This is a genomic window from Belnapia sp. AC561 (genome assembly GCF_979252845.1).
This window is the reverse complement of sequence record NZ_CEEDBP010000044.1, coordinates 30998-48740: the sequence shown is the minus strand read 5'-3', so window position 1 is coordinate 48740 and position 17743 is coordinate 30998. Positions and strand designations below refer to the sequence as shown.

At 72.4% G+C, this 17743-nt stretch carries 20 protein-coding genes; 3 read left to right on the top strand and 17 right to left on the bottom strand.

Annotated features, from left to right (window positions below; all coding sequences use genetic code 11):
• Window positions 1-266: ATP-binding protein (locus tag AC0IW9_RS26085; protein ID WP_471651221.1), on the top strand; the 266-nt coding region annotated here is incomplete at its 5' end.
• Window positions 267-308: 42 nt separating this feature from the next.
• Here AC0IW9_RS26085 and AC0IW9_RS26080 read toward each other — a convergent pair.
• The 13 genes from AC0IW9_RS26080 to AC0IW9_RS26020 all read right to left on the bottom strand — a co-directional run bounded on the left by AC0IW9_RS26080 (window position 309) and on the right by AC0IW9_RS26020 (window position 11676).
• Window positions 309-668, bottom strand: a complete 360-nt coding sequence (locus AC0IW9_RS26080) for a hypothetical protein (RefSeq protein WP_471651220.1) — start codon at window positions 666-668, stop codon at window positions 309-311.
• Window positions 669-797: 129 nt separating this feature from the next.
• Window positions 798-2048 carry a molybdopterin molybdotransferase MoeA gene (locus tag AC0IW9_RS26075; protein WP_471651219.1) on the bottom strand — a complete coding sequence of 417 codons (1251 nt, stop codon included), beginning with the start codon at window positions 2046-2048 and terminating at the stop codon, window positions 798-800.
• A 12-nt stretch (window positions 2049-2060) separates the two neighbouring features.
• A complete protein-coding gene (gene mobB / locus AC0IW9_RS26070) occupies window positions 2061-2567 on the bottom strand; it encodes a molybdopterin-guanine dinucleotide biosynthesis protein B (RefSeq protein ID WP_471651218.1) in 507 nt (168 codons plus the stop codon).
• 10 nt (window positions 2568-2577) lie between these two features.
• Window positions 2578-3774, bottom strand: a complete 1197-nt coding sequence (locus AC0IW9_RS26065; RefSeq protein ID WP_471651217.1) for a formate dehydrogenase subunit gamma — start codon at window positions 3772-3774, stop codon at window positions 2578-2580.
• A complete protein-coding gene (gene fdh3B / locus AC0IW9_RS26060; protein ID WP_471651216.1) occupies window positions 3771-4367 on the bottom strand; it encodes a formate dehydrogenase FDH3 subunit beta in 597 nt (198 codons plus the stop codon). The genes AC0IW9_RS26065 and fdh3B overlap by 4 nt, the downstream gene beginning before the upstream one ends.
• Window positions 4368-4369: 2 nt before the next feature.
• On the bottom strand, window positions 4370-7303 hold the full coding sequence (locus AC0IW9_RS26055) for a formate dehydrogenase subunit alpha (protein ID WP_471651215.1): 2934 nt from the start codon (window positions 7301-7303) through the stop codon (window positions 4370-4372).
• Window positions 7304-7312: 9 nt separating this feature from the next.
• Complete coding sequence (locus AC0IW9_RS26050; RefSeq protein WP_471651214.1) at window positions 7313-7534, bottom strand: twin-arginine translocation signal domain-containing protein; 222 nt, start codon at window positions 7532-7534, stop codon at window positions 7313-7315.
• Between the two features lie 22 nt (window positions 7535-7556).
• The gene (locus AC0IW9_RS26045) at window positions 7557-8165 is read right to left on the bottom strand and encodes a TorD/DmsD family molecular chaperone (RefSeq protein ID WP_471651213.1); all 609 of its coding nucleotides are present in this window, start codon (window positions 8163-8165) and stop codon (window positions 7557-7559) included.
• A gap of 134 nt (window positions 8166-8299) precedes the next feature.
• Window positions 8300-8917 carry a DUF3306 domain-containing protein gene (locus AC0IW9_RS26040; RefSeq protein ID WP_471651212.1) on the bottom strand — a complete coding sequence of 206 codons (618 nt, stop codon included), beginning with the start codon at window positions 8915-8917 and terminating at the stop codon, window positions 8300-8302.
• Window positions 8914-9447, bottom strand: coding sequence for a DUF3305 domain-containing protein (locus tag AC0IW9_RS26035; protein WP_471651211.1), 534 nt, complete (start codon window positions 9445-9447; stop codon window positions 8914-8916). Before AC0IW9_RS26035 ends, AC0IW9_RS26040 begins: the two co-directional genes overlap by 4 nt.
• The gene (locus tag AC0IW9_RS26030; RefSeq protein WP_471651210.1) at window positions 9444-10472 is read right to left on the bottom strand and encodes a DUF6352 family protein; all 1029 of its coding nucleotides are present in this window, start codon (window positions 10470-10472) and stop codon (window positions 9444-9446) included. The genes AC0IW9_RS26035 and AC0IW9_RS26030 overlap by 4 nt, the downstream gene beginning before the upstream one ends.
• Window positions 10469-11011 (bottom strand): DUF6505 family protein, encoded by a 543-nt coding sequence (locus tag AC0IW9_RS26025; protein WP_471651209.1) that lies wholly within the window; start codon window positions 11009-11011, stop codon window positions 10469-10471. The genes AC0IW9_RS26030 and AC0IW9_RS26025 overlap by 4 nt, the downstream gene beginning before the upstream one ends.
• Complete coding sequence (locus AC0IW9_RS26020) at window positions 11008-11676, bottom strand: biotin/lipoate--protein ligase family protein (protein WP_471651208.1); 669 nt, start codon at window positions 11674-11676, stop codon at window positions 11008-11010. Before AC0IW9_RS26020 ends, AC0IW9_RS26025 begins: the two co-directional genes overlap by 4 nt.
• Before the next feature lie 96 nt (window positions 11677-11772).
• On the opposite strand from AC0IW9_RS26020, the gene AC0IW9_RS26015 reads away from it, so the two are divergent.
• Window positions 11773-13812, top strand: a complete 2040-nt coding sequence (locus tag AC0IW9_RS26015) for a 4Fe-4S binding protein (protein ID WP_471651207.1) — start codon at window positions 11773-11775, stop codon at window positions 13810-13812.
• On the opposite strand, the gene AC0IW9_RS26010 is transcribed toward AC0IW9_RS26015, so the two are convergent.
• Together AC0IW9_RS26010 and AC0IW9_RS26005 are read right to left on the bottom strand one after the other, a co-directional pair.
• Window positions 13813-14103: a hypothetical protein gene (locus AC0IW9_RS26010; RefSeq protein WP_471651206.1), complete on the bottom strand. Its 291-nt coding sequence runs from the start codon at window positions 14101-14103 to the stop codon at window positions 13813-13815.
• Between the two features lie 111 nt (window positions 14104-14214).
• On the bottom strand, window positions 14215-14679 hold the full coding sequence (locus tag AC0IW9_RS26005) for a DUF427 domain-containing protein (RefSeq protein ID WP_471651205.1): 465 nt from the start codon (window positions 14677-14679) through the stop codon (window positions 14215-14217).
• Window positions 14680-14768: 89 nt separating this feature from the next.
• Here AC0IW9_RS26005 and AC0IW9_RS26000 point away from each other — a divergent pair, with 89 nt between their 5' ends.
• Window positions 14769-15788 carry an NADP-dependent oxidoreductase gene (locus tag AC0IW9_RS26000; RefSeq protein ID WP_471651204.1) on the top strand — a complete coding sequence of 340 codons (1020 nt, stop codon included), beginning with the start codon at window positions 14769-14771 and terminating at the stop codon, window positions 15786-15788.
• Window positions 15789-15825: 37 nt separating this feature from the next.
• Here AC0IW9_RS26000 and AC0IW9_RS25995 read toward each other — a convergent pair whose 3' ends face one another.
• Window positions 15826-16536, bottom strand: coding sequence for a pirin family protein (locus AC0IW9_RS25995; protein WP_471651203.1), 711 nt, complete (start codon window positions 16534-16536; stop codon window positions 15826-15828).
• Between the two features lie 124 nt (window positions 16537-16660).
• The gene (locus AC0IW9_RS25990; protein ID WP_471651202.1) at window positions 16661-17500 is read right to left on the bottom strand and encodes a TauD/TfdA dioxygenase family protein; all 840 of its coding nucleotides are present in this window, start codon (window positions 17498-17500) and stop codon (window positions 16661-16663) included.
• Window positions 17501-17743: the final 243 nt, after the last annotated feature.

Below are 17743 nucleotides of genomic sequence, written 5' to 3'. Positions count from 1 at the left end.
GCACTGGGGGCGGCGCGGGGGGGGATGCAAGGGGCGATGGCGCGGGCGACTCGCTCTGGGCGCAGGTGACGGTCGACGACGACGGGCCGGGCATCCCGGCCGGGGACCGCGAGGATGCCTTCCGCCCCTTCAGCAGCGGCTCCCCGGATGGCACCGGGCTCGGGCTGGCGATCGCCCGCGATATCGTGCGGGCGCATGGCGGGGATATCGTGCTGGAGGAAAGCCCGCTGGGCGGGCTGCGGGCGCGGCTGCGGCTGCCGGTCTGAGCGGGTCAGCTTACCCTCAGGCCGGCGCCTCAGGCCCGCCCCTCAGCCCAGGCCGGCATGGGCCTCGACCAGCGCATCCGCCGCGGCCCGCATCGCCGCCAGGGTCTTGTCCGCATTGCGGACCGAGGCGGCATCCGGATGCTCGATATCCTCCAGCATCGCCGCGGTATCGGCGACGCCGGCCAGCATGTCGTCGCGCAATTCCTCGATCACCTGGCGGGCCGCATCGCGCGTCTCCTCGCCGCCTTCCAGCAGGCCGGCGACGATCGCCTCCACCTCCCGCTGCATGCGGGAGGGCGCGGCACCGCGGCCGACGAGATCGGCGATGCGCGCCATGGCGGCCTTGCCGGCCGCCTTGGGCTTCGGCGCGGCGGATTTCGATGCCTGTGCCCGTTTGGCCAATCTGCGCTTCCTATCGGCGGGTGCGACTCGCCGGCCCGCCACTGCCTCGGGCTTCTAGCCCAGGTCCGGCGCCGAGAAAAGCGCCCGCCATGGTCTAGACTGTTGTTTTAACGGGGGATTCACGCCGCATCAGAACAGGGCGGCGAAGGGCAGCACCCGCAGCATGTCGCCCGGCGCCACCTCCAGCACATCCTCGGGCAATTCGACGAAGGCCTCGCTCTCGGTCAGCGAGGTCAGCAGCCCTGCCCCCTCCCGGCCGAATTTGCTGGCGACCGGCAGCGGCGCCTCGGGCCCGAGCCGCACCCGCACGTATTCCCGCCGCCCCGCCTTCTTGCGGTAGCTGAAGCCGGACCGTGCCGGGAAGCGCGGCAGGGGCTCCGGCGCGGCGCCGGCCAGGCGCAGCACCAGCGGCCGCGCCAGATGCAGGAAGGTGACGATCGCCGCCACTGGATTGCCCGGCAGCCCGACCACCGGCGTGCCCGCGACCACGCCCATCGCCGCCGGCCGCCCCGGCTTCACCGCCAGCCGCCAGAAGACCAGCCGCCCACCCTGCTCGATGGCGGCGCGCACATGGTCCTCCTCCCCGGTGGAAACGCCACCCGAGGTCAGCAGCAGGTCGTGGCTGCCGGCCGCCCTGCGCAACGCCGCCGCAGTCGCCGCCGCGTCATCCGGCAGGATGCCGAGGTCGACCGCCTCGACCGGCAGCCGCGCCAGCAGCGCCAGCAGGGAGAAGCGGTTGCTGTCATAGGTCTGCGCCGGCCGCAGCGGCCGCCCCGGCGAGGCCAGCTCATCCCCGGTCGAGAAGACGCCGACCCGCACCCTCGGTGCCACCGGCAGGGCATCGAGGCCGAGCGCCGCCGCCAGCCCGATCTCGGGCGCCCGCAGCCGGCGCCCGGCGGGCAGCGCGCGCGCGCCCTGGGCCACATCCTCCCCGGCCGGCCGCGCATTGGCCCCGGGCTTGAGGCCGGGCGGCACCCAGAGCCCGGCCTCCTCCGCCGCCGCATCCTCCTGCATCACCACGGTATCGGCGCCGGGCGGCATGGGCGCGCCGGTGAAGATGCGGCTGGCGGTGCCGGGCCGCAGCGGATGCGCCGCCGCATGGCCGGCGGCGACCCGCCCGTCATGGCCGAGGAAGCTGCGCGCCCCGGCGGTCAGGTCGGCATGGCGGAAGGCATAGCCGTCCACCGCGGCATTGAAGAAGGGCGGCAGCGGCCCCGGGGCGACGACGTCCCGCGCCAGCACCCGGCCGAGCGTGGCCAGCAGCGGCAGGCTCTCCTCCCCGCCGAGCGGCGGCACCCGGCTGGCGATCAGCGCCTCGGCCGCCTCCACCGAGAGCAGCGGGCCACCGAAGGCGAAGCAGTCGTCGGAAAGCTGGGCCATGCGCGGCGTGTCCTACCAGGCCGCCGCATCCACCGCGTGCCGCAGCACGAGATCGGCGATCGCCCGCGTATCGTCCAGTGCCGCCCAGGGCAAGGATGGGCCGGGGGGCGCGGCATCGGCGGCGATGGCGACGATGGCCGGGTCCTCCGGATGGATCCAGGGCTTGCCATTGGCCGCCCGGTGGACCTCGATCTTCGGGTGCCGGTCGCGCTTGAAACCCTCGACCAGCACGAGGTCGACCGGCGAGAGCTGTCCCAGCAGCTCCCGCAGCTCCGGCTCCGGCGCGCCCCGCAGCTCCGACATCAGCGCCCAGCGATTGGCGGAGGAGACCAGGACCTGCCGCGCCCCCGCCTCCCGGTGGATCCAGCTGTCCTTGCCGGGCGTGTCCACGTCGAAGCGATGATGCGCGTGCTTGATGGTGGAAACCCCCACCCCCCGCGCGGTCAGCTCGGGGATGAGCTTGGCGAGCAGGGTCGTCTTCCCGGCCCCGCTCCAGCCGGCGAGGCCGATCATCCGCATGATGCGGCCTTCAGTCGGCCCCGGCCGCCTTGATGCCAGGCGGCGACCCCGCCACCTCCCGCGCCTTGGCCAGTTCCTGCTCCACCCACAGCGCGTGATGCTCCTTGGCCCAGTTGTAGTCGACGCGGCCGGTGCCCATGGCATCGAAGGCGCCCTCCATGCCGAGCGAGCCGATGTAGATATGCGCCAGCATGGCCGCCACCATCAGCACCGACAGCACGCCATGGACCATATGCGCCCATTGCTGGCCCTCGATATCGGTGACGGCGAAGGGGAATATCAGCACATAGCCGGAGGCGGCGACCAGCCCACCCCCCAGCACGGTGATCCAGAATACCATCTTCTGCCCGGCATTGAACCGCTCGGCCTTCGGATGGCCGCGGCCGATGAAGCCGCCGCCGGCCTTGATCCAGGCGAGATCCAGCTTGTTCGGGATATTGTCCCGCACCCAGAGCAGCAGCATCACCACCAGCCCGGCGGTGAAGGGGAAGGCCAGGAAGTTGTGGGCGATCTTGCCGGCCTGGCTGACCGCGGTGAAGCCTTCCGGCCCGATCAGCGGCAGCAGCAGGTAGCGGCCGAAGGTCAGGTTCAGCCCGGACAGGCCGAGGATGATGAAGCAGGTCGCCACCATCCAGTGGTTCACCCGCTCGACGATGTGGAACCGCACCAGGGTGAAGCCGGCCAGACCCTCGCCCAGGCGGATGCGCCCGCGGATGAGGAAGAACAGGCCCAGCGCCCCCAGCATGCCGAGCACGGCGATGGCGGCGACCCAGGTCAGGGTCCGGTTGTGGAAGGCGCGCCATTCGCGGCCCTCCGGCTGGATCAGGTTCGCCGCCGTCGCATTGGGGATGCTGATCCGGCCGGAGATGCGCTCGCCGCGCAGCGCCGCGCGCAGCTCCATCTCCGCCGCATCCTGCTGGCCAAAGTCGCCGAGCGGCGGCGGCGCGACGATGGGGCTGACCGGCGTCGGCGCCACGCTGGCCTGCGGCGCGGCCGGCGTACCGGTCGGCCGGCTCGGCTCGGTGGTATTCGGCACCTGGCCGCCGCCGACGCCGCCACGGCCGCTGCCGACCTCGGGCACCGGCGCCTGCACCTCGGGCGCGCCGCCCGAGGGCGCCACGCTGGAGGACTGGTTCGCGGTCTGGGCCGAGGCGCCGCCGGCGGCCAGCGAAAGGGCGAGCGCCGCCCCGGCGAGGAAGCGCATCATGCCGGCAGCACCTCCTTGTAGGCGGTCCGCCAGCCCCAGGCGCCGGAGCCATAGCCGCGCTTCTGCACCCGTTCCTTGTAGATGCCGGCGATGATGTCGCCGTCGCCGGCCAGCAGCGCCTTGGTCGAGCACATCTCGGCGCAGAGCGGCAGCTTGCCCTCGGCGATGCGGTTGGCGCCGTACTGCAGGTATTCGGCGGGGCTGTTGTCCTGCTGCGGCCCGCCGGCGCAGTAGGTGCACTTGTCCATCTTGCCGCGGCCACCGAAATTGCCGACCCGCGGATACTGCGGCGCGCCGAAGGGGCAGGCGTAGAAGCAGTAGCCGCAGCCGATGCAGAGATCCTTGTCGTGCAGCACGATGGCGTCCGCCGTGGTGTAGAAGCAGCTCACCGGGCAGACCGCGGCGCAGGGCGCGTCGGTGCAATGCATGCAGGCCATGGAGATGGAGCGCTCGCCCGGCTTGCCGTCGTTGATGGTGACGACGCGGCGCCGGTTGATGCCCCAGGGCACCTCATGCTCGTTCTTGCAGGCGGTGACGCAGGCGTTGCACTCGATGCAGCGGTCGCTGTCACAGAGGAATTTCATTCGCGCCATGATCAAGCACTCCGGATCTGGCAGAGCGTGACCTTGGTTTCCTGCATGAAGGTCACCGGGTCATAGCCATAGGTGGTGATGGTATTGACGCTCTCGCCGAGCACGATCGGGTCCGTCCCCGGCGGGTAGAAGCCGCGCCGGTCCTCGCCCTGGTAGAAGCCGCCGAAGTGGAAGGGCATGAAGGCGACGCCGCGGCCGACGCGGTCGGTCACCAGCGCCTTCACCTTGATCCGCGCGCCGTTCTCCGGTCCGGCGACCCAGACCCAGCCGCCGTCGCGCACGCCGCGATCGGCGGCATCGGCCGGGTTGATCTCGACGAACATCTCCTGCTGCAGCTCGGCCAGCCACTTGTTGGAGCGCGTCTCCTCGCCGCCGCCCTCGTATTCCACGAGGCGGCCGGAGGTCAGCACGATGGGGAAGTCGCGCACCACCGTGGTGCTGCGCGCCTGGATGCTCTGCCCCAGGTGCGGCATGCGGAAGCCGCGGCGGTCCGGCAGGGTCGGGTACTTGGCCATCAGGTCGGGCCGGACGGTATAGATCGGCTCCCGGTGCACCGGCACCGGATCCGGCAGGTTCCAGGCGACGGCCCGGGCCTTGGCATTGCCGAAGGGCGAGCAGCCATGCTCCAGCGCGACCCGGATGATGCCGCCCGAGAGGTCGGTGGACCAGGCGGCGCGGTCGATGTTGGCGCCGAAATGCGTCTCGATGCTGGATTTCTCGGCGGCCGTCAGGTCGTCGAACCAGCCGAGCCGCTTCAGCATCGCCACGGTGAATTCCGGGTAGCCGTCCTGGATCTCCGAGCCCTTGGACCAGCTGCCCTCGGCGAGCAAGGTCTGGCCGTTGCGCTCGACGCCGAAGCGGGCGCGGAAGGTGCCGCCGCCGTCCTTCACGTGGAGGTTGGTGTTGTACAGGATATGGGTGCCGGGATGCTTGATCTCGGGCGTGCCCCAGCAGGGCCAGGGCAGGCCATAGGTGTCGTGCTCCACCGGCGTGCCGGGCTTGCCGCGCAGGGTCACCAGGTCGAACTTGTCCTGGTGCTCCATGTGCAGCTTCAGGCGTTCCGGCGATTGCCCGGTATAGCCGATGCTCCAGAGCCCCTTGTTCATCTCCCGCAGGATGCTCTCGGCCGAGACACGGCCGTCCTTGACCTCGATCGTCCGGAACATCTCGGCGCCGAAGCCGAGCTTCTGCGCCAGCGCATGGATGACGTCGTAGTCGTTGCGGCTCTCGAAGATCGGCTCGACGATCTTGTGGCCCCATTGCAGGGAGCGGTTGGAGGCGGTGCGGCTGCCGTCCATCTCGAAGCTGGTGCAGATCGGCAGCAGGTAGGTGCCGTCCTTGCGGCCGGAGATCTGGCTGAAGGTGGTCGGATGCGGATCGGCGACGACCAGCAGCTCCAGCTTCTCCAGGCCCTTCAGCGATTCCGGGATGCGGGTGACGGTATTGCCGCCATGGCCGAAGACCATCATCGCCTTCAGGCTATGCGGCTGGGCGACATAGGCCTCGCCATCCGCCGCGGTCTTCTCCAGCTCGCCCGGCATCAGGGTCGCGTCGAACCAGCGCGTGGTCGGGATGCCCGGCATCTCCATCAGCGCCTTGCTGCCGAAGCGGCCCAGCAGCCAGTCGTAGCCGACGCCCCAGACCCGGCCCCAGTGGCGCCAGGCATTCTCGTCGAGGCCGTAGTAGCCCGGCAGCGAGGTGACATCGAGGCCGAGGTCGGTCGCGCCCTGCACGTTGGTATGGCCGCGGAAGATATTGGCCCCCGTCCCGGTCGCGCCGACATTGCCGGTGGCCAGCAGCAGGATGGAATAGGCCCGCACATTGGCGGTGCCGACGGTCTTCTGCGTCGCGCCCATGCACCAGATCAGCGTGCTCGGCTTCTGCGTGGCGAACATCTGCGCCACGCGCTTGAGCTGGTCGCCCGGCACGCCGGCGACGCGCTGCACCTCATCCGGGTTCCACTTGGCGACCTCGGCGCGGATCTCCTCCATGCCATGGACGCGCTGGGCGATGAACTGCTTGTCCTCCCAGCCATTCTCGAAGATGTGCCAGAGCAGGCCCCAGATGATCGGGATATCGGTGCCCGGGCGCAGCCGCACGTATTCGGTCGCATGCGCGGCGGTGCGGGTGAAGCGCGGGTCGATGACGATCAGGTTGGCGCGGTTCAGCTCCTTGCCGGTCAGCACGTGCTGCAAGGAGACCGGATGCGCCTCCGCCGGGTTGCCGCCCATGATGATCATGGTCTTGGCATTGCGGATGTCGTTGTAGCTGTTGGTCTGGGCGCCATAGCCCCAGGTATTGGCCACGCCGGCGACGGTGGTGCTGTGGCAGATGCGGGCCTGGTGATCGACCGAATTGGTGCCCCAGAAGGCGCCCAGCTTGCGGTACAGATAGGCCGCCTCGTTGGTGAACTTCGCCGATCCCAGCCAGAAGACGCTGTCCGGCCCGGCCTTCTGCCGCAGGTCCAGCAGCTTGGCGGAGATCTCGGAGATCGCGGTATCCCAGCCGATCCGCTGCCACTGTCCGCCGACCAGCTTCATCGGGTATTTCAGCCGCCGGTCGCCATGCACCAGCTCGCGCACGGAGGCGCCCTTGGCGCAATGCGTGCCGCGGTTGATCGGGCTGTCGTAGCTCGGCTCCTGCCCCACCCAGGTGCCGTTGCGCACCTCGGCGGTCACGGTGCAGCCGACCGAGCAATGGGTGCAGACATTCTTGATCCGCGTCAGCGGCGCAGTGCGGTTCGCCATGTCCGGCGCCGCATGGGTCTGCGCCTCGGCCCGGCCGGCGCCGAGGCTGCCGAGCGCGGCCAGTCCGGCCCCGCCGAGCCCGGCCTGGCGGAGGAAGCTGCGGCGGTCGAGCCCGCCGCCGGAGAGACCCTGATAGGCGGTGGCGAGACGCTGCCTGGCGGCCCGGCCATCGGTGCGCTTGATGAGCATGGCGGGGCCTTACGTCTCGTAGCCGTTGGTGCGGTAGAAGGTCTTCACATGCGCGCTGTCCTGGTAGCGCGCGGCGAGGCGCTGGGCCTCGTTCTCCTTCGCGGCCTGCCCGGCGGGCACGGCATCGGCCCGCTGCGCCACGGCCGGCGCGACCGCGCTCGCCGCCGCCGCGGTGCCCAGCCCCAGGGCCCGGAGGAAGCCTCGCCGTTCGGCACCCGTCTTTTCGGTCATCGGCTGTTCCTCCCTCGTATGGTCATGCCGGCAAAGCCGCGGCAGCCTGTTCGATCTCGATGGCGGTGCGGCCCAGCGCGCCCACCGCCCGGTAGAAGACAGCCGCCTCGGCTTTCGCCATGTCGGCGAAGCAGCGCCCGGCCCAGGGCGCCAGGTGCCGGGCGAAGAAATCCTCCGCCGGCTGCCCGGCGAAGCGCCCCTCCAGCAGCCCGGCCATCACCTCGCAGCAGAAGCCGAGGTGGTCCTCCGGCTCCGCCACCCCGGCGGCCCGGGCAATGCCGAGCCGGGCCAGGGTGCCGCGCAGCTCGGCCAGCGGCCGCTCATGCAGGAAGCCGGTCAGGTAGTAGGAGGCATAGGGCAACAGCTCCCCCCGCCCGACGCCGATGAACAGCGCGAAATACTCCCCGGCCACCGCATCGGCCTCCGCGCGCCCGGCGGCCGTGGCGAGGCCGGCCAGGGCCTGGCCGAGCGGCGAGGCATCGCCTTGCAGCCCCGCCAGCCCGCGCAGCAGGGCTGCATCCGGCGGCGCGGAGACCAGCCGGCCCAGCAGCGCGAAAAGCCGCGCCCGCTCGGCATCCAGCGGATCCCGGGCTGCGGCGGCGACTACGGCAGCAGTCCCGGCAAGGTCCATCACGGTTGCTTTATCGACATTAAAACGGATCAACAAGTCACCCTCAGATGTGCCAGAGCCACCCACGTCCTGGCAAGCGGGATCCGTCCCACGCACTGCACATCGCCTCGAGACATGGGGCCGTCCCTGGCGATTCATACCGGCATGGCACGCCCATGCCGGCGCGGCGGCGGGGCCGCTGGCGGCGCGGCATCCTCGGCGGGCGCGATCGCCGCCGCAGCGGTCCCGGTCGGGGCGCTTGAGGCCTGCACCACCTCCGGCCCCGGCTCCACCGGCCGGTCCGCGAGGAGCGCGACCGGCGGCTCAGGCGCGGACGGCGTCTCCTCCGGCACCGCCAGATCCTCCAGCGCGCCGATCGCCTGGGCCAGCAACCGGGTGACATCGCCGCCGAGCTGCAGCGTGAAGCCCGGCACCCCATCCGGCGCGTTGTAATCCCAGGCATAATCCGCCGGGCCGATGAAATCCCGGATCGCCGGGTCCAGCGTCCAGGCCCGGCGCAGGGCCGCCTGGCGCAGCGGCGCCGGCACGCCGGGGCGGAGGAAGGCGGTGAAATCGCTGGCGCCGGTCAGGCTCTCGACCGGCGGCAGGCTGGCCGGATCGAATTCGGCGGCCGCCGCAGCGGGCTCCCGCCCAGCCTCGACTGCAGCCTCGACCTCGGGCACCACGGCCGGCGGCGGCGCCTCGGGCTCCGGCAGCTCGCCGCGCTTGCGCCGCGACCAGCGGCTGAGGAAGCCTTCCTCCCGCCGGCTCATCCGGCGTCCTCTCCGTCCCGGCGCCCGCCGGGCCGATGGCCCAGCGCCTCCGGGTCGGCCCGGTCGCGCCGGCGCTTGTGCGTCATCCGCTCGACATGGTGCCGGGCGACGAAAACCTCCAGCCGGGCGCGCAGGCCGGGCGGCAGCGGCAGCGCCTCCAGCAGGTCCTGGCCGGTATCGGCATAGAGATGCGCCTCCCCGGCATCCACCGTCACCGCATGCAGGGCCAGGCCGGGCGCGGCCTCCACCGGCCGCAGCACCACCCAGATGCTGGGCGCCGCGGCGGAGAGGTTGTCGCGGTAATTCGGCGTATCGGTCGGGCAGAACAGCACCTCCGCCCGGCCGGCGAGGAACAGGGTCCGCCCCGCTGCCTCCCGCAGCACCGTCCAGGCCGGCAGGTCGGGCGCCTGCTCCAGCACCTCCACCGCGCGCCAGGACCATTCGGCCCATTGGGTGACCCCCGGCCGCCGCTCGGCCAGCACCGCGACCGGGATGCGGATCGAGCCCGGGACGTCCAGATGCCCGCTCACACCGCCTCCCCCCGCGCCTTCAGCGGCAGCCCGACCAGGTTCTGCGGCTTGAGCCGCACCCGCTGCGCCGCATCCATCGCCAGCGCCAGATAGACCGGCTTGCCCACCGCCCGCGGCAGCACGCGGGAGCTTTCGGCGAATTCCAGCACGCCGAGCCAGAGGATCCGCGCCAGCCGCGCCTGCTTGACCTTGGCGCCCTTCCAGAGGTCGTTGGCGATCGCCGTCGCCTCGGCATCCAGGCCGACATGCCAGGACCAGTTGCGGTCGTCGATCACCGGCACCGGCCGGATCGTCACCGCCTCCCCCAGCACATGGCCGATGAAACCCTCGAGCGCCCGCGCCAGCCCATGCTGCCCCGGCCTGCCCTCGGCGATGTCGAGCGCCAGGTCATGCGCATCGGACCGCGCGGCGTATTCCTGGGCATTGGCCTCGGACAGCACCTCCAGCTCCACCTCGCGCGGCGGCGCCCCGGCCTCGGTCAGCAGCCGGCCGATGGCGCCGAGGTCGCCGTCCCCGGCCCGGGCATCGAGGAATTCCTCATCCGCCAGCAGCAGCGCGCCTGGGTGGATCGCCGCCCGCTGGGTGCGGAAGAAGGCCTCCGCCGCGCGCAGGGTGAAGGGATCGCCCACCCCCTCCAGCGCGGCCCGGGCGACCAGATGGGTCAGCATCTGCAGGAACAGCGGCGGGATGCCGGCGACCGAGCCGCGGAACAGCGCCAGCCAGGCCGCCTCCAGCGTCGGCTCCGCCTGCACCCGGTCGCGGAAGCCGAGGAAGACCTGCCAGTTCTCCCGCGCATCGGCATCGGCCAGCGCCGCCACCTCGACCGCCGGCACCGCCCGCAGCGGCGCCGCCAGCAGCCCGGTATGCAGCGCCAGCTCCGCCGCGCAGGCCTCCTCCGGCGGCACCAGCTCCGGCCGGGCGAGGAAGGCGCGCCAGAGATCCGGCGTCGGCACCAGCCGCCCCGCCGCATCCCGGTCACACAGGTGGTGGCCGGAGGAGAGCCAGAAGTCACCGGGCATGGTCATGGGCGGTCCTCGGCCAGGGTCGTCAGGTCGGGATGCTCGGGCGCCTCCTCGCCGGTCACCTCGAGGATGCCGAAGACCGGCAGCGCGCCGAAGTCGCCATGCGGCGCCTCCCGCCGGTGCAGGGTGCGGAAGCGCTCCCGCACCGCGCCCGCCTCCACCACCCGGCTCAGCGCCAGCACGGTGCCGGGCGGGTGGTCGCACAGGGAGGCGGCGAAGCCGATCTCCTCCCGCGCCGCCGCCTCGGCCGCCACCGCATCCGGCGCGCCGTAACGGGTGCGGATATGCGCCGCCAGCGCCGCCACCGCCGCCTCGACCTCGGCCGGGCCCGCCTCGGCCACCTCCACCAGGGTGGACCAGCCGAAGCTGCCGACTGCCAAAAAGCCGGCGCGGAATTCCTGCCGCCGCTTGCCCGCCAGCGCCGCCGGGTCCTCGTCCCAGAAGGCGAAGCCGCCCGGCACCGCCCATTCACCGGCCGGCGCCGCCTGCTGGAAGACCACCAGATCCGAGGGATCCAGCCGCAGGGTGCGGGGCAGCTTCATGCCAGCGGCACCCGGCAGGCGCCGCGCAGCAGCTCGCCCGTCGCCGGGTCGATCCGCGCCCCGGCCGCATCCTCCAGCCGGGCGAGGAAATCTGCCATCGGCCGCCCCGGCCCGTCGGCTTCCCAGCGGTCCAGCCCGGCCATCAGCTGCCGCGCCCAGCCGGCGATCAGGGTGGCACCGTCCAGCCCGGCGAAGCCCTCCTCCTCCAGGCAGGTGCGGCCGGGGTCGGCACCGGGTTCGCGGCCCGGCGGCGCGGCCAGCGCCACCTCGAAGCCGACCACCAGCCAGTCCGGCACCGAGGCTGCCCCCAACCCGGCCGGGCTGGCCAGCCGCAGCCGGCCGCAATTCCCGCCATTCACCAGCAGGATGCCCGGCCAGCGCCAGCCCAGCGGCACCTCCGGCGGGCCGAGCACGCCCAGCGCATCCGCCAGCGCATTGGCGGCCACCAGCAGCGCCAGCCGCGCCCCGCCCAGCGGCCGGTCCGGCTCCAGCACCACCGCCGCCTCCGCCCGGGCATAGGCGCCGACCCAGGCAAGCGTCCCCGCCCCCTCACCAACCCGGCGCAGCGCCTCGGCCATGGCATCGCCGCCCTCCCGCAGGGCATGCGGGGTGAAGACGCTGGGCAGCGCGGGCAGACGGGACGACAGCGGGCGGGTATGGGCCATGGAACTCCGGGACGGCCTCGCATCGGGGCGGGCCGCGGCATATATGCGCCCGATCCCGGCGCGCAAAGCCGGATCAACGCCGGGAATCGCCACCGAATGTCCGATCGCATCGCCTTGGTCTGCAGCTGCGAGGACAGCATGATCCTCGATGGCCGGGCGCTCGCCCGCGGCTGCGCGGCGCAGGGCACCGAGCTGCGCAGCGCCGAGCATCTCTGCCGCAGCCAGCTCGACCGCTTCCTCGCCGCCGTCGCCACCGGCCGCCCGGTGACGATCGGCTGCACCCAGGAAGCCCCGCTATTCGCCGAGGAAGCCGCCGCCGCCGGCGCCACCGGCCGCATCGACTACGTCAATCTCCGCGAGCAGGCCGGCTGGGCGAAGGAGGGCCCGGCCGCCGGGCCGAAGATGGCCGGGCTGCTCGCCGCCGCCGCCATCCCCCTGCCGGAGACCCCGCTGGTGCCGCTGGCCAGCGAGGGAGTCACCCTGGTCCTCGGCCGCGACGCCACCGCCCTCGGCGTCGCGCAGCGCCTGGCCGACCGGCTGGACCTGACCGTGCTGCTGACCGGCGAGGAGCCCGTCACCCCGCTTGGCCGGGCCGAATTCCCCGTCCTCCGCGGCCGTGCCCGCATTGCCACCGGCTGGCTCGGCGCCTTCGAGGTGGTGGTGGATGGCCATGCCGCCGCCTCCCCCGCCTCCCGCGCCGCCTATGCCTGGGGCACCGCGCGGGACGGCGCGACCAGCCGCTGCGACCTCATCCTGGACCTGACCGGCGGCGCGCCGCTCTTTCCGGCGCATGCCACCCGCCAGGGCTACCTCCGCGCCGACCCGGCCGATGCCGCGGCGGTCGAGCGGCTGATCGCCGAGGCCGGCCAGCTCGTCGGCGAATTCGACAAGCCGCGCTTCGTCACCTTCGAGGCCGGGCTCTGCGCCCATGGCCGCAACAGGCGCACCGGCTGCACCCGCTGCCTCGACCTCTGCCCGACCGGCGCCATCACGCCGGGCAAGGACTCGGTCCTCATCAGCGCCGAGATCTGCGCCGGCTGCGGCGCCTGCGCCGCGGTCTGCCCGACCGGCGCCGCCACCTATGCGCTGCCGCCGCCGGCCACCACCCTGGCCCGGCTCCGCGCCCTGCTGCTGGGCCATGCCGAGGCCGGCGGCCGCGACCCCATCCTGCTGCTGCATGACGCGGCGCAGGGCGAGCCGCTGATCGAGGCCCTGGCCCGGCACGGCGAGGGCCTGCCCGCCCGGGTGCTGCCGCTGCGGCTGAACGAGACGGGGCTGCTCGACCTCGCCACCCTGGCGGCCGCCTTCGCCTGGGGCGCCGCCGGGGTGCGCGTGCTTCTCCCCGCCCACCGCGGCCATGGCAGCGAGGGGGTCTTCCGCAACCTCGGCTACGCCACCGCCCTGCTGGAGGGGCTGGCGCTGGAGGGCCCGGCCCCGGCCGTCGCCGCCATCGAGACCGACGACCCCTTCACCCTGGCCGAGTCGCTTGCCCCGGCGCTGGCGCTCCGCAGCCGCGGCACCCCGGCCAGCTTCCTGCCGCTTGGCTCGGCGCGGGAGGTGCTGCGCCAGGCGCTCGATGCGCTGCATGCCGCGGCCGGGCCCGCCGCGCCGGCCGTCGTGCCGATGCCGCCCCTGGCTCCCTTCGGCGCCGCCATGGTCGCGGCGGAGGGCTGCACCCTCTGCCTCGCCTGCACCATGGTCTGCCCGACCGGCGCCTTCTCGGCCAATCCGGAGACACCGCAGCTGCGCTTCCTGGAGGATGCCTGCGTCCAGTGCGGGCTCTGCGTCGCCACCTGCCCGGAGCGGGTGATCAGCCTCGCCCCGCGCCTGAACTTCGCCCCCGAGGCCGCCCAGCCGCAGGTGGTGAAGCAGGAGGAGCCCTTCTGCTGCACCCGCTGCGCCAAGCCCTTCGGCACCCGCAGCACGATCGAGCGGGTGAAGGCCAAGCTGGCCGGCAGCCGGCACTGGATGTTCGCCGACCCGGCCCGCCTCGCGGTGCTGGAGATGTGCGAGGATTGCCGCGCCTCGGCGGCAACCCTCGATGGCATCGACCCCTATGCCGGACCGGGCCGCCCCGCCGTCCGCACCACCGAGGACTGGCTGCGCGACGCCGGGACGACCAGGCCGGAGGGCTGATCAGCCCCCCTTGTCGCCGCGCAGGCCGAGCGGGCGCGGCGCCGAATTGGTGCCGCCGACATCGCCGGGCGCCACGCCGCCGCGCTGGATGACCGGCTCGCCACGGCCGTTGCTGCCGGTGATGGTCGGTGCCCCGGCCGAGGCATTGCCGCTATGCGGCTGCTCGAAGGCACGCTGCTGCAGCGGCGCCGAGCCCTGCCCGGTGGTGGCGGTGGTCGGCGCCGGGCCGCTTTCCGCGCAACCCACCAGGGCGGCGGCCAGCGCAAAACTAAGAACTGCAATACGCATCATTATGATCCCATTATCGTAACACGGGATACATTCGGCACTTATGCCGCGACGCGGTATCACGAACGCTTGCGGCACGGGATGACCGGACCGGCGGGGCCGGCCCCGCGGCACTCACCAGCCCAGGGTCCCCGGCCCGCCCTTGAAGGGCCCGATCAGCTCGCTGGTGATCCAGCCCCCGTAGAAGCCGCCGGGCTGCGGCACCACCCGCTCCTCGTCGACGAAGCAGGCCTCCATCCGCCCGGCATAGACGGCGACGTGGTCGCGGATCGCGGCGAAGCCCGGCGTCGGCTGCGGATAGCTCCAGGCCACCCGCTCCTCCACCTGCCCGCCGGCCGCCAGGGTCCAGTAGCGCGCCATCCCCTTCCATTCGCAGAAGCTCTGCCCGGCCGCCGGCCGCAGCACGCCGGGGGCGAAGGCAGCGGGCGGCAGGTACCAGCTCGGCGGATGGAAGGTCTCCAGCACCCGCCAGGCCGCGGTGGTATCGGCGATGGTCTCGCCGCCGAGGATGATGCGGATGCGGCGCGGGCTGGGCTCCAGCCGCGGCGGGCGGGGATAATCGGCGACATGTTCAGTCATGGGTTCCTCTCGTGCAGGGATTTGGCCCCATCCCCTTCCCTCGCAACGGTCGCGGGGCAATGTTGCCGCCATCCCGAGGAGGAACCCCCATGGCCGAGACCAACCTGCAGATCCTGCTGCGCCGCCGCCCCGAAGGCGCCCCGGTGGCCGAGGATTTCGAGATCGTCGAGACCGCCATCCCCCAGCCCAAGCCCGGCGAGGTGCTGGTCAAGGCCCACTATCTCTCGCTCGACCCCTACATGCGCGGCCGCATGTCGGATGCGAAAAGCTACTCCGCCCCGGTCGCCCTCGGCGCCGTCATGGAAGGCCAGACCGCCGGTGAGGTCGTCGCCTCTACGGTCGAGGGCTTTGCCCCGGGCGATACCGTGCTCGGCGGCTTCGGCTGGCAGCGCTATTCCTGCGTCCAGCCCGGGCGGCTGTTCAAGATCGATGCCAAGGAGGCGCCGCTCTCGGCCAGCCTCGGCGTGCTGGGCATGCCGGGGCTGACCGCCTGGGTCGGCCTCGCCGATATCGGCACGCCCAAGGCCGGGGAGACGATGGTGGTCTCGGCCGCCTCCGGCGCGGTCGGCCAGGTGGTCGGCCAGCTCGGCAAGATCGCCGGCTGCAAGGTCATCGGCATCGCCGGCGGCGCCAAGAAATGCGAGTTCGTCACCGAGACGCTCGGCTTCGATGCCTGCCTCGACCATACCGGCGACCTGAACGCCCAGCTGGACAAGGCCTGCCCGGAGGGCATCGACGTCTACTGGGAGAATGTCGGCGGCGCGGTGCAGGCCGCGGTCTTCCCGCGCTTCCGCGACCACGGCCGGATGGTGATGTGCGGCGTCGTCTCCCAGTACAACACGGTGCAGGGCGCCGATGCCTTCGGCGGCGCGCCGGGACCGAACCTCGGCCCGGTGGTGCGCAAGCGCCTGCGCATCCAGGGCTTCATCGTCAGCGACACCGGCTGGCCGCGCTACCCGCAATTCCGCGCCGAGATGCTCGGCCACATGGCGGCCGGGCGGATGGCCTGGCGGGAGGATGTGGTGGAGGGCCTGCGCAATGCGCCCGGCGCCTTCATCGGCCTGCTGAAGGGCGCCAACTTCGGCAAGCTGGTGGTGAAGATCGACTGATGGCCGGTGGGCGGGGCACCCGCCCCGCCCGCCGCGGCTACTCCGCCGCGACTTCCACCAGCACCAGCTCCGCATCCTCCGCCGCGGTGATCTCCATCACCGCCTCGTCCTGGATGCCCACGCCATCGCGGGTACCGACCGCCACGCCATTCACCGTGACGCGTCCCTTGGCCGGCACCAGATAGGCGGCGCGGCCCTCGGCCAGCGGCTGGCGCAGGGTCTGGCCGGCCTTCAGCGTCGCCGCCAGCACCGCGCCATTGACGTTCAGCGGCAGCGCGCCGGTCGCCTCGTCCTGCGGCCGGCCGCTCGCCAGCACCTCGAAGCCGGCCTCGCGTTGCTCCTTCGGGAAGGCCTTGGCACCCCAGTTCGGCTTGGCGCCGCGGCGGTCCGGCATGATCCAGATCTGGAAGATCCGGGTCGCCTCCGGCTCCAGGTTGTACTCGCTGTGCACCACCCCGGTCCCGGCCGACATGATCTGGACGTCGCCGGCCTCGGTGCGGCCCTCGTTGCCCAGGTTGTCGCGATGGGTGATCGCGCCCTCCCGGACATAGGTGATGATCTCCATGTCGCGGTGCGGATGCGGGTCGAAGCCGGTGCCGGCGGCGATCTCGTCGTCGTTCCAGACCCGCAGCCGGCCCCAGTTCATGCGGGCGGCATCATGGTAGCCGGCGAAGGAGAAATGGTGCTTGGCATTCAACCAGCCATGGTTGGCACCGCCGAGGCTGGCGAAGGGACGGACGTCGATCATGGGATCGCTCCTGGAAAGGGCGCCGGCCTGACGGGGCCGGCTGGATGGCAGCCTAGATAGGGCGCCACCCGCCCGAAGTCCCATGACGTGCCGATATCGCCACCATTCACCGCGGCAATGGCCCTCAGGCCGGCTTGTCCCCCGCCAGGGTCACCCGGTGCATCACCCGCCGGTGCCCGTGGTAGTCGTTGACCGGGTTGTGCAGCACGCAGCGATTGTCCCAGAGCGCCAGCGTCCCCGGCGCCCAGCCGATCCGGCAGGTGAACTCCGCCCGCACCTGATGCGCGAAGAGGAAATCGAGCAGCGGCTTGCTCTCGGCCTCGGTCATCCCGGCGAAGCGGCTGGTATGCCCGCCGTTCACGTAGATCGCGCGCTGCCCGGTTTCGGGATGCACCCGCACCACCGGGTGCTCCGCCTCGTAGACCGGCCGCGCATCCTCCCGCGCGCCGTCCTTCAGCCGGTCCTCCCGCGTCTTGGTGACATCCGCCTTGGCACTGCTGTTCACCGCCTTGAGCGGCGCCAGCAGCCGCTGCAGCCCGGGCGAGAGCGCGGCATAGGCCGCGGTGCCGCTGGCAAACAGCGTATCCCCGCCATAGGGCGGCACCTCCCGGGCGATCAGCATGGTCGCCATCGGCGGCTGCTCCAGATAGGCCGTGTCGCTGTGCCAGAGCCCGCCGAAATTGGCCGTCTCATGCTCCAGCTTGACCACCGGGATCACCTCCGGCGCCTCGGGCAGGCCCTTGATGAAGGGATACTCCACCACCTCCCCGAAGCGGCGGGCGAAGCCGGCCAGCGCCGCCGGGTGCAGCGCCTGCTGGTCGCGGAAGACCAGCACCCCATGCTCCAGCCAGATCGCCCGCAGCCGGGCCACCATCGCCTCCGGCAGGTCCGGCGCCAGGGTCACCCCCAGTACCTCCGCCCCCACCGCCCCGGCCAGCCGGCGCACCACAAGGTCGTTGTCCATTCCCGCATTTCCCCTTCGCCTTGGCGCCGAAGCTAGCCAGCCCGCCCCGCTCCGGCAACGCAGCCCCATGCATGGAGGAAGGTTAAGCTCCCTCACATCTCCCGTAGAGGCGCGCTCGCGAAGAATGGCCTCGTCGTTCCAGTGCGGCGGCGCTCCGGCGCCCGGTATTGGATGCACGGCGTTCGGTAGCGGCTATTTCCCGGCAAGCCGCTGCCAGACTGGCGCCCGCGAGGGCTGCCACCG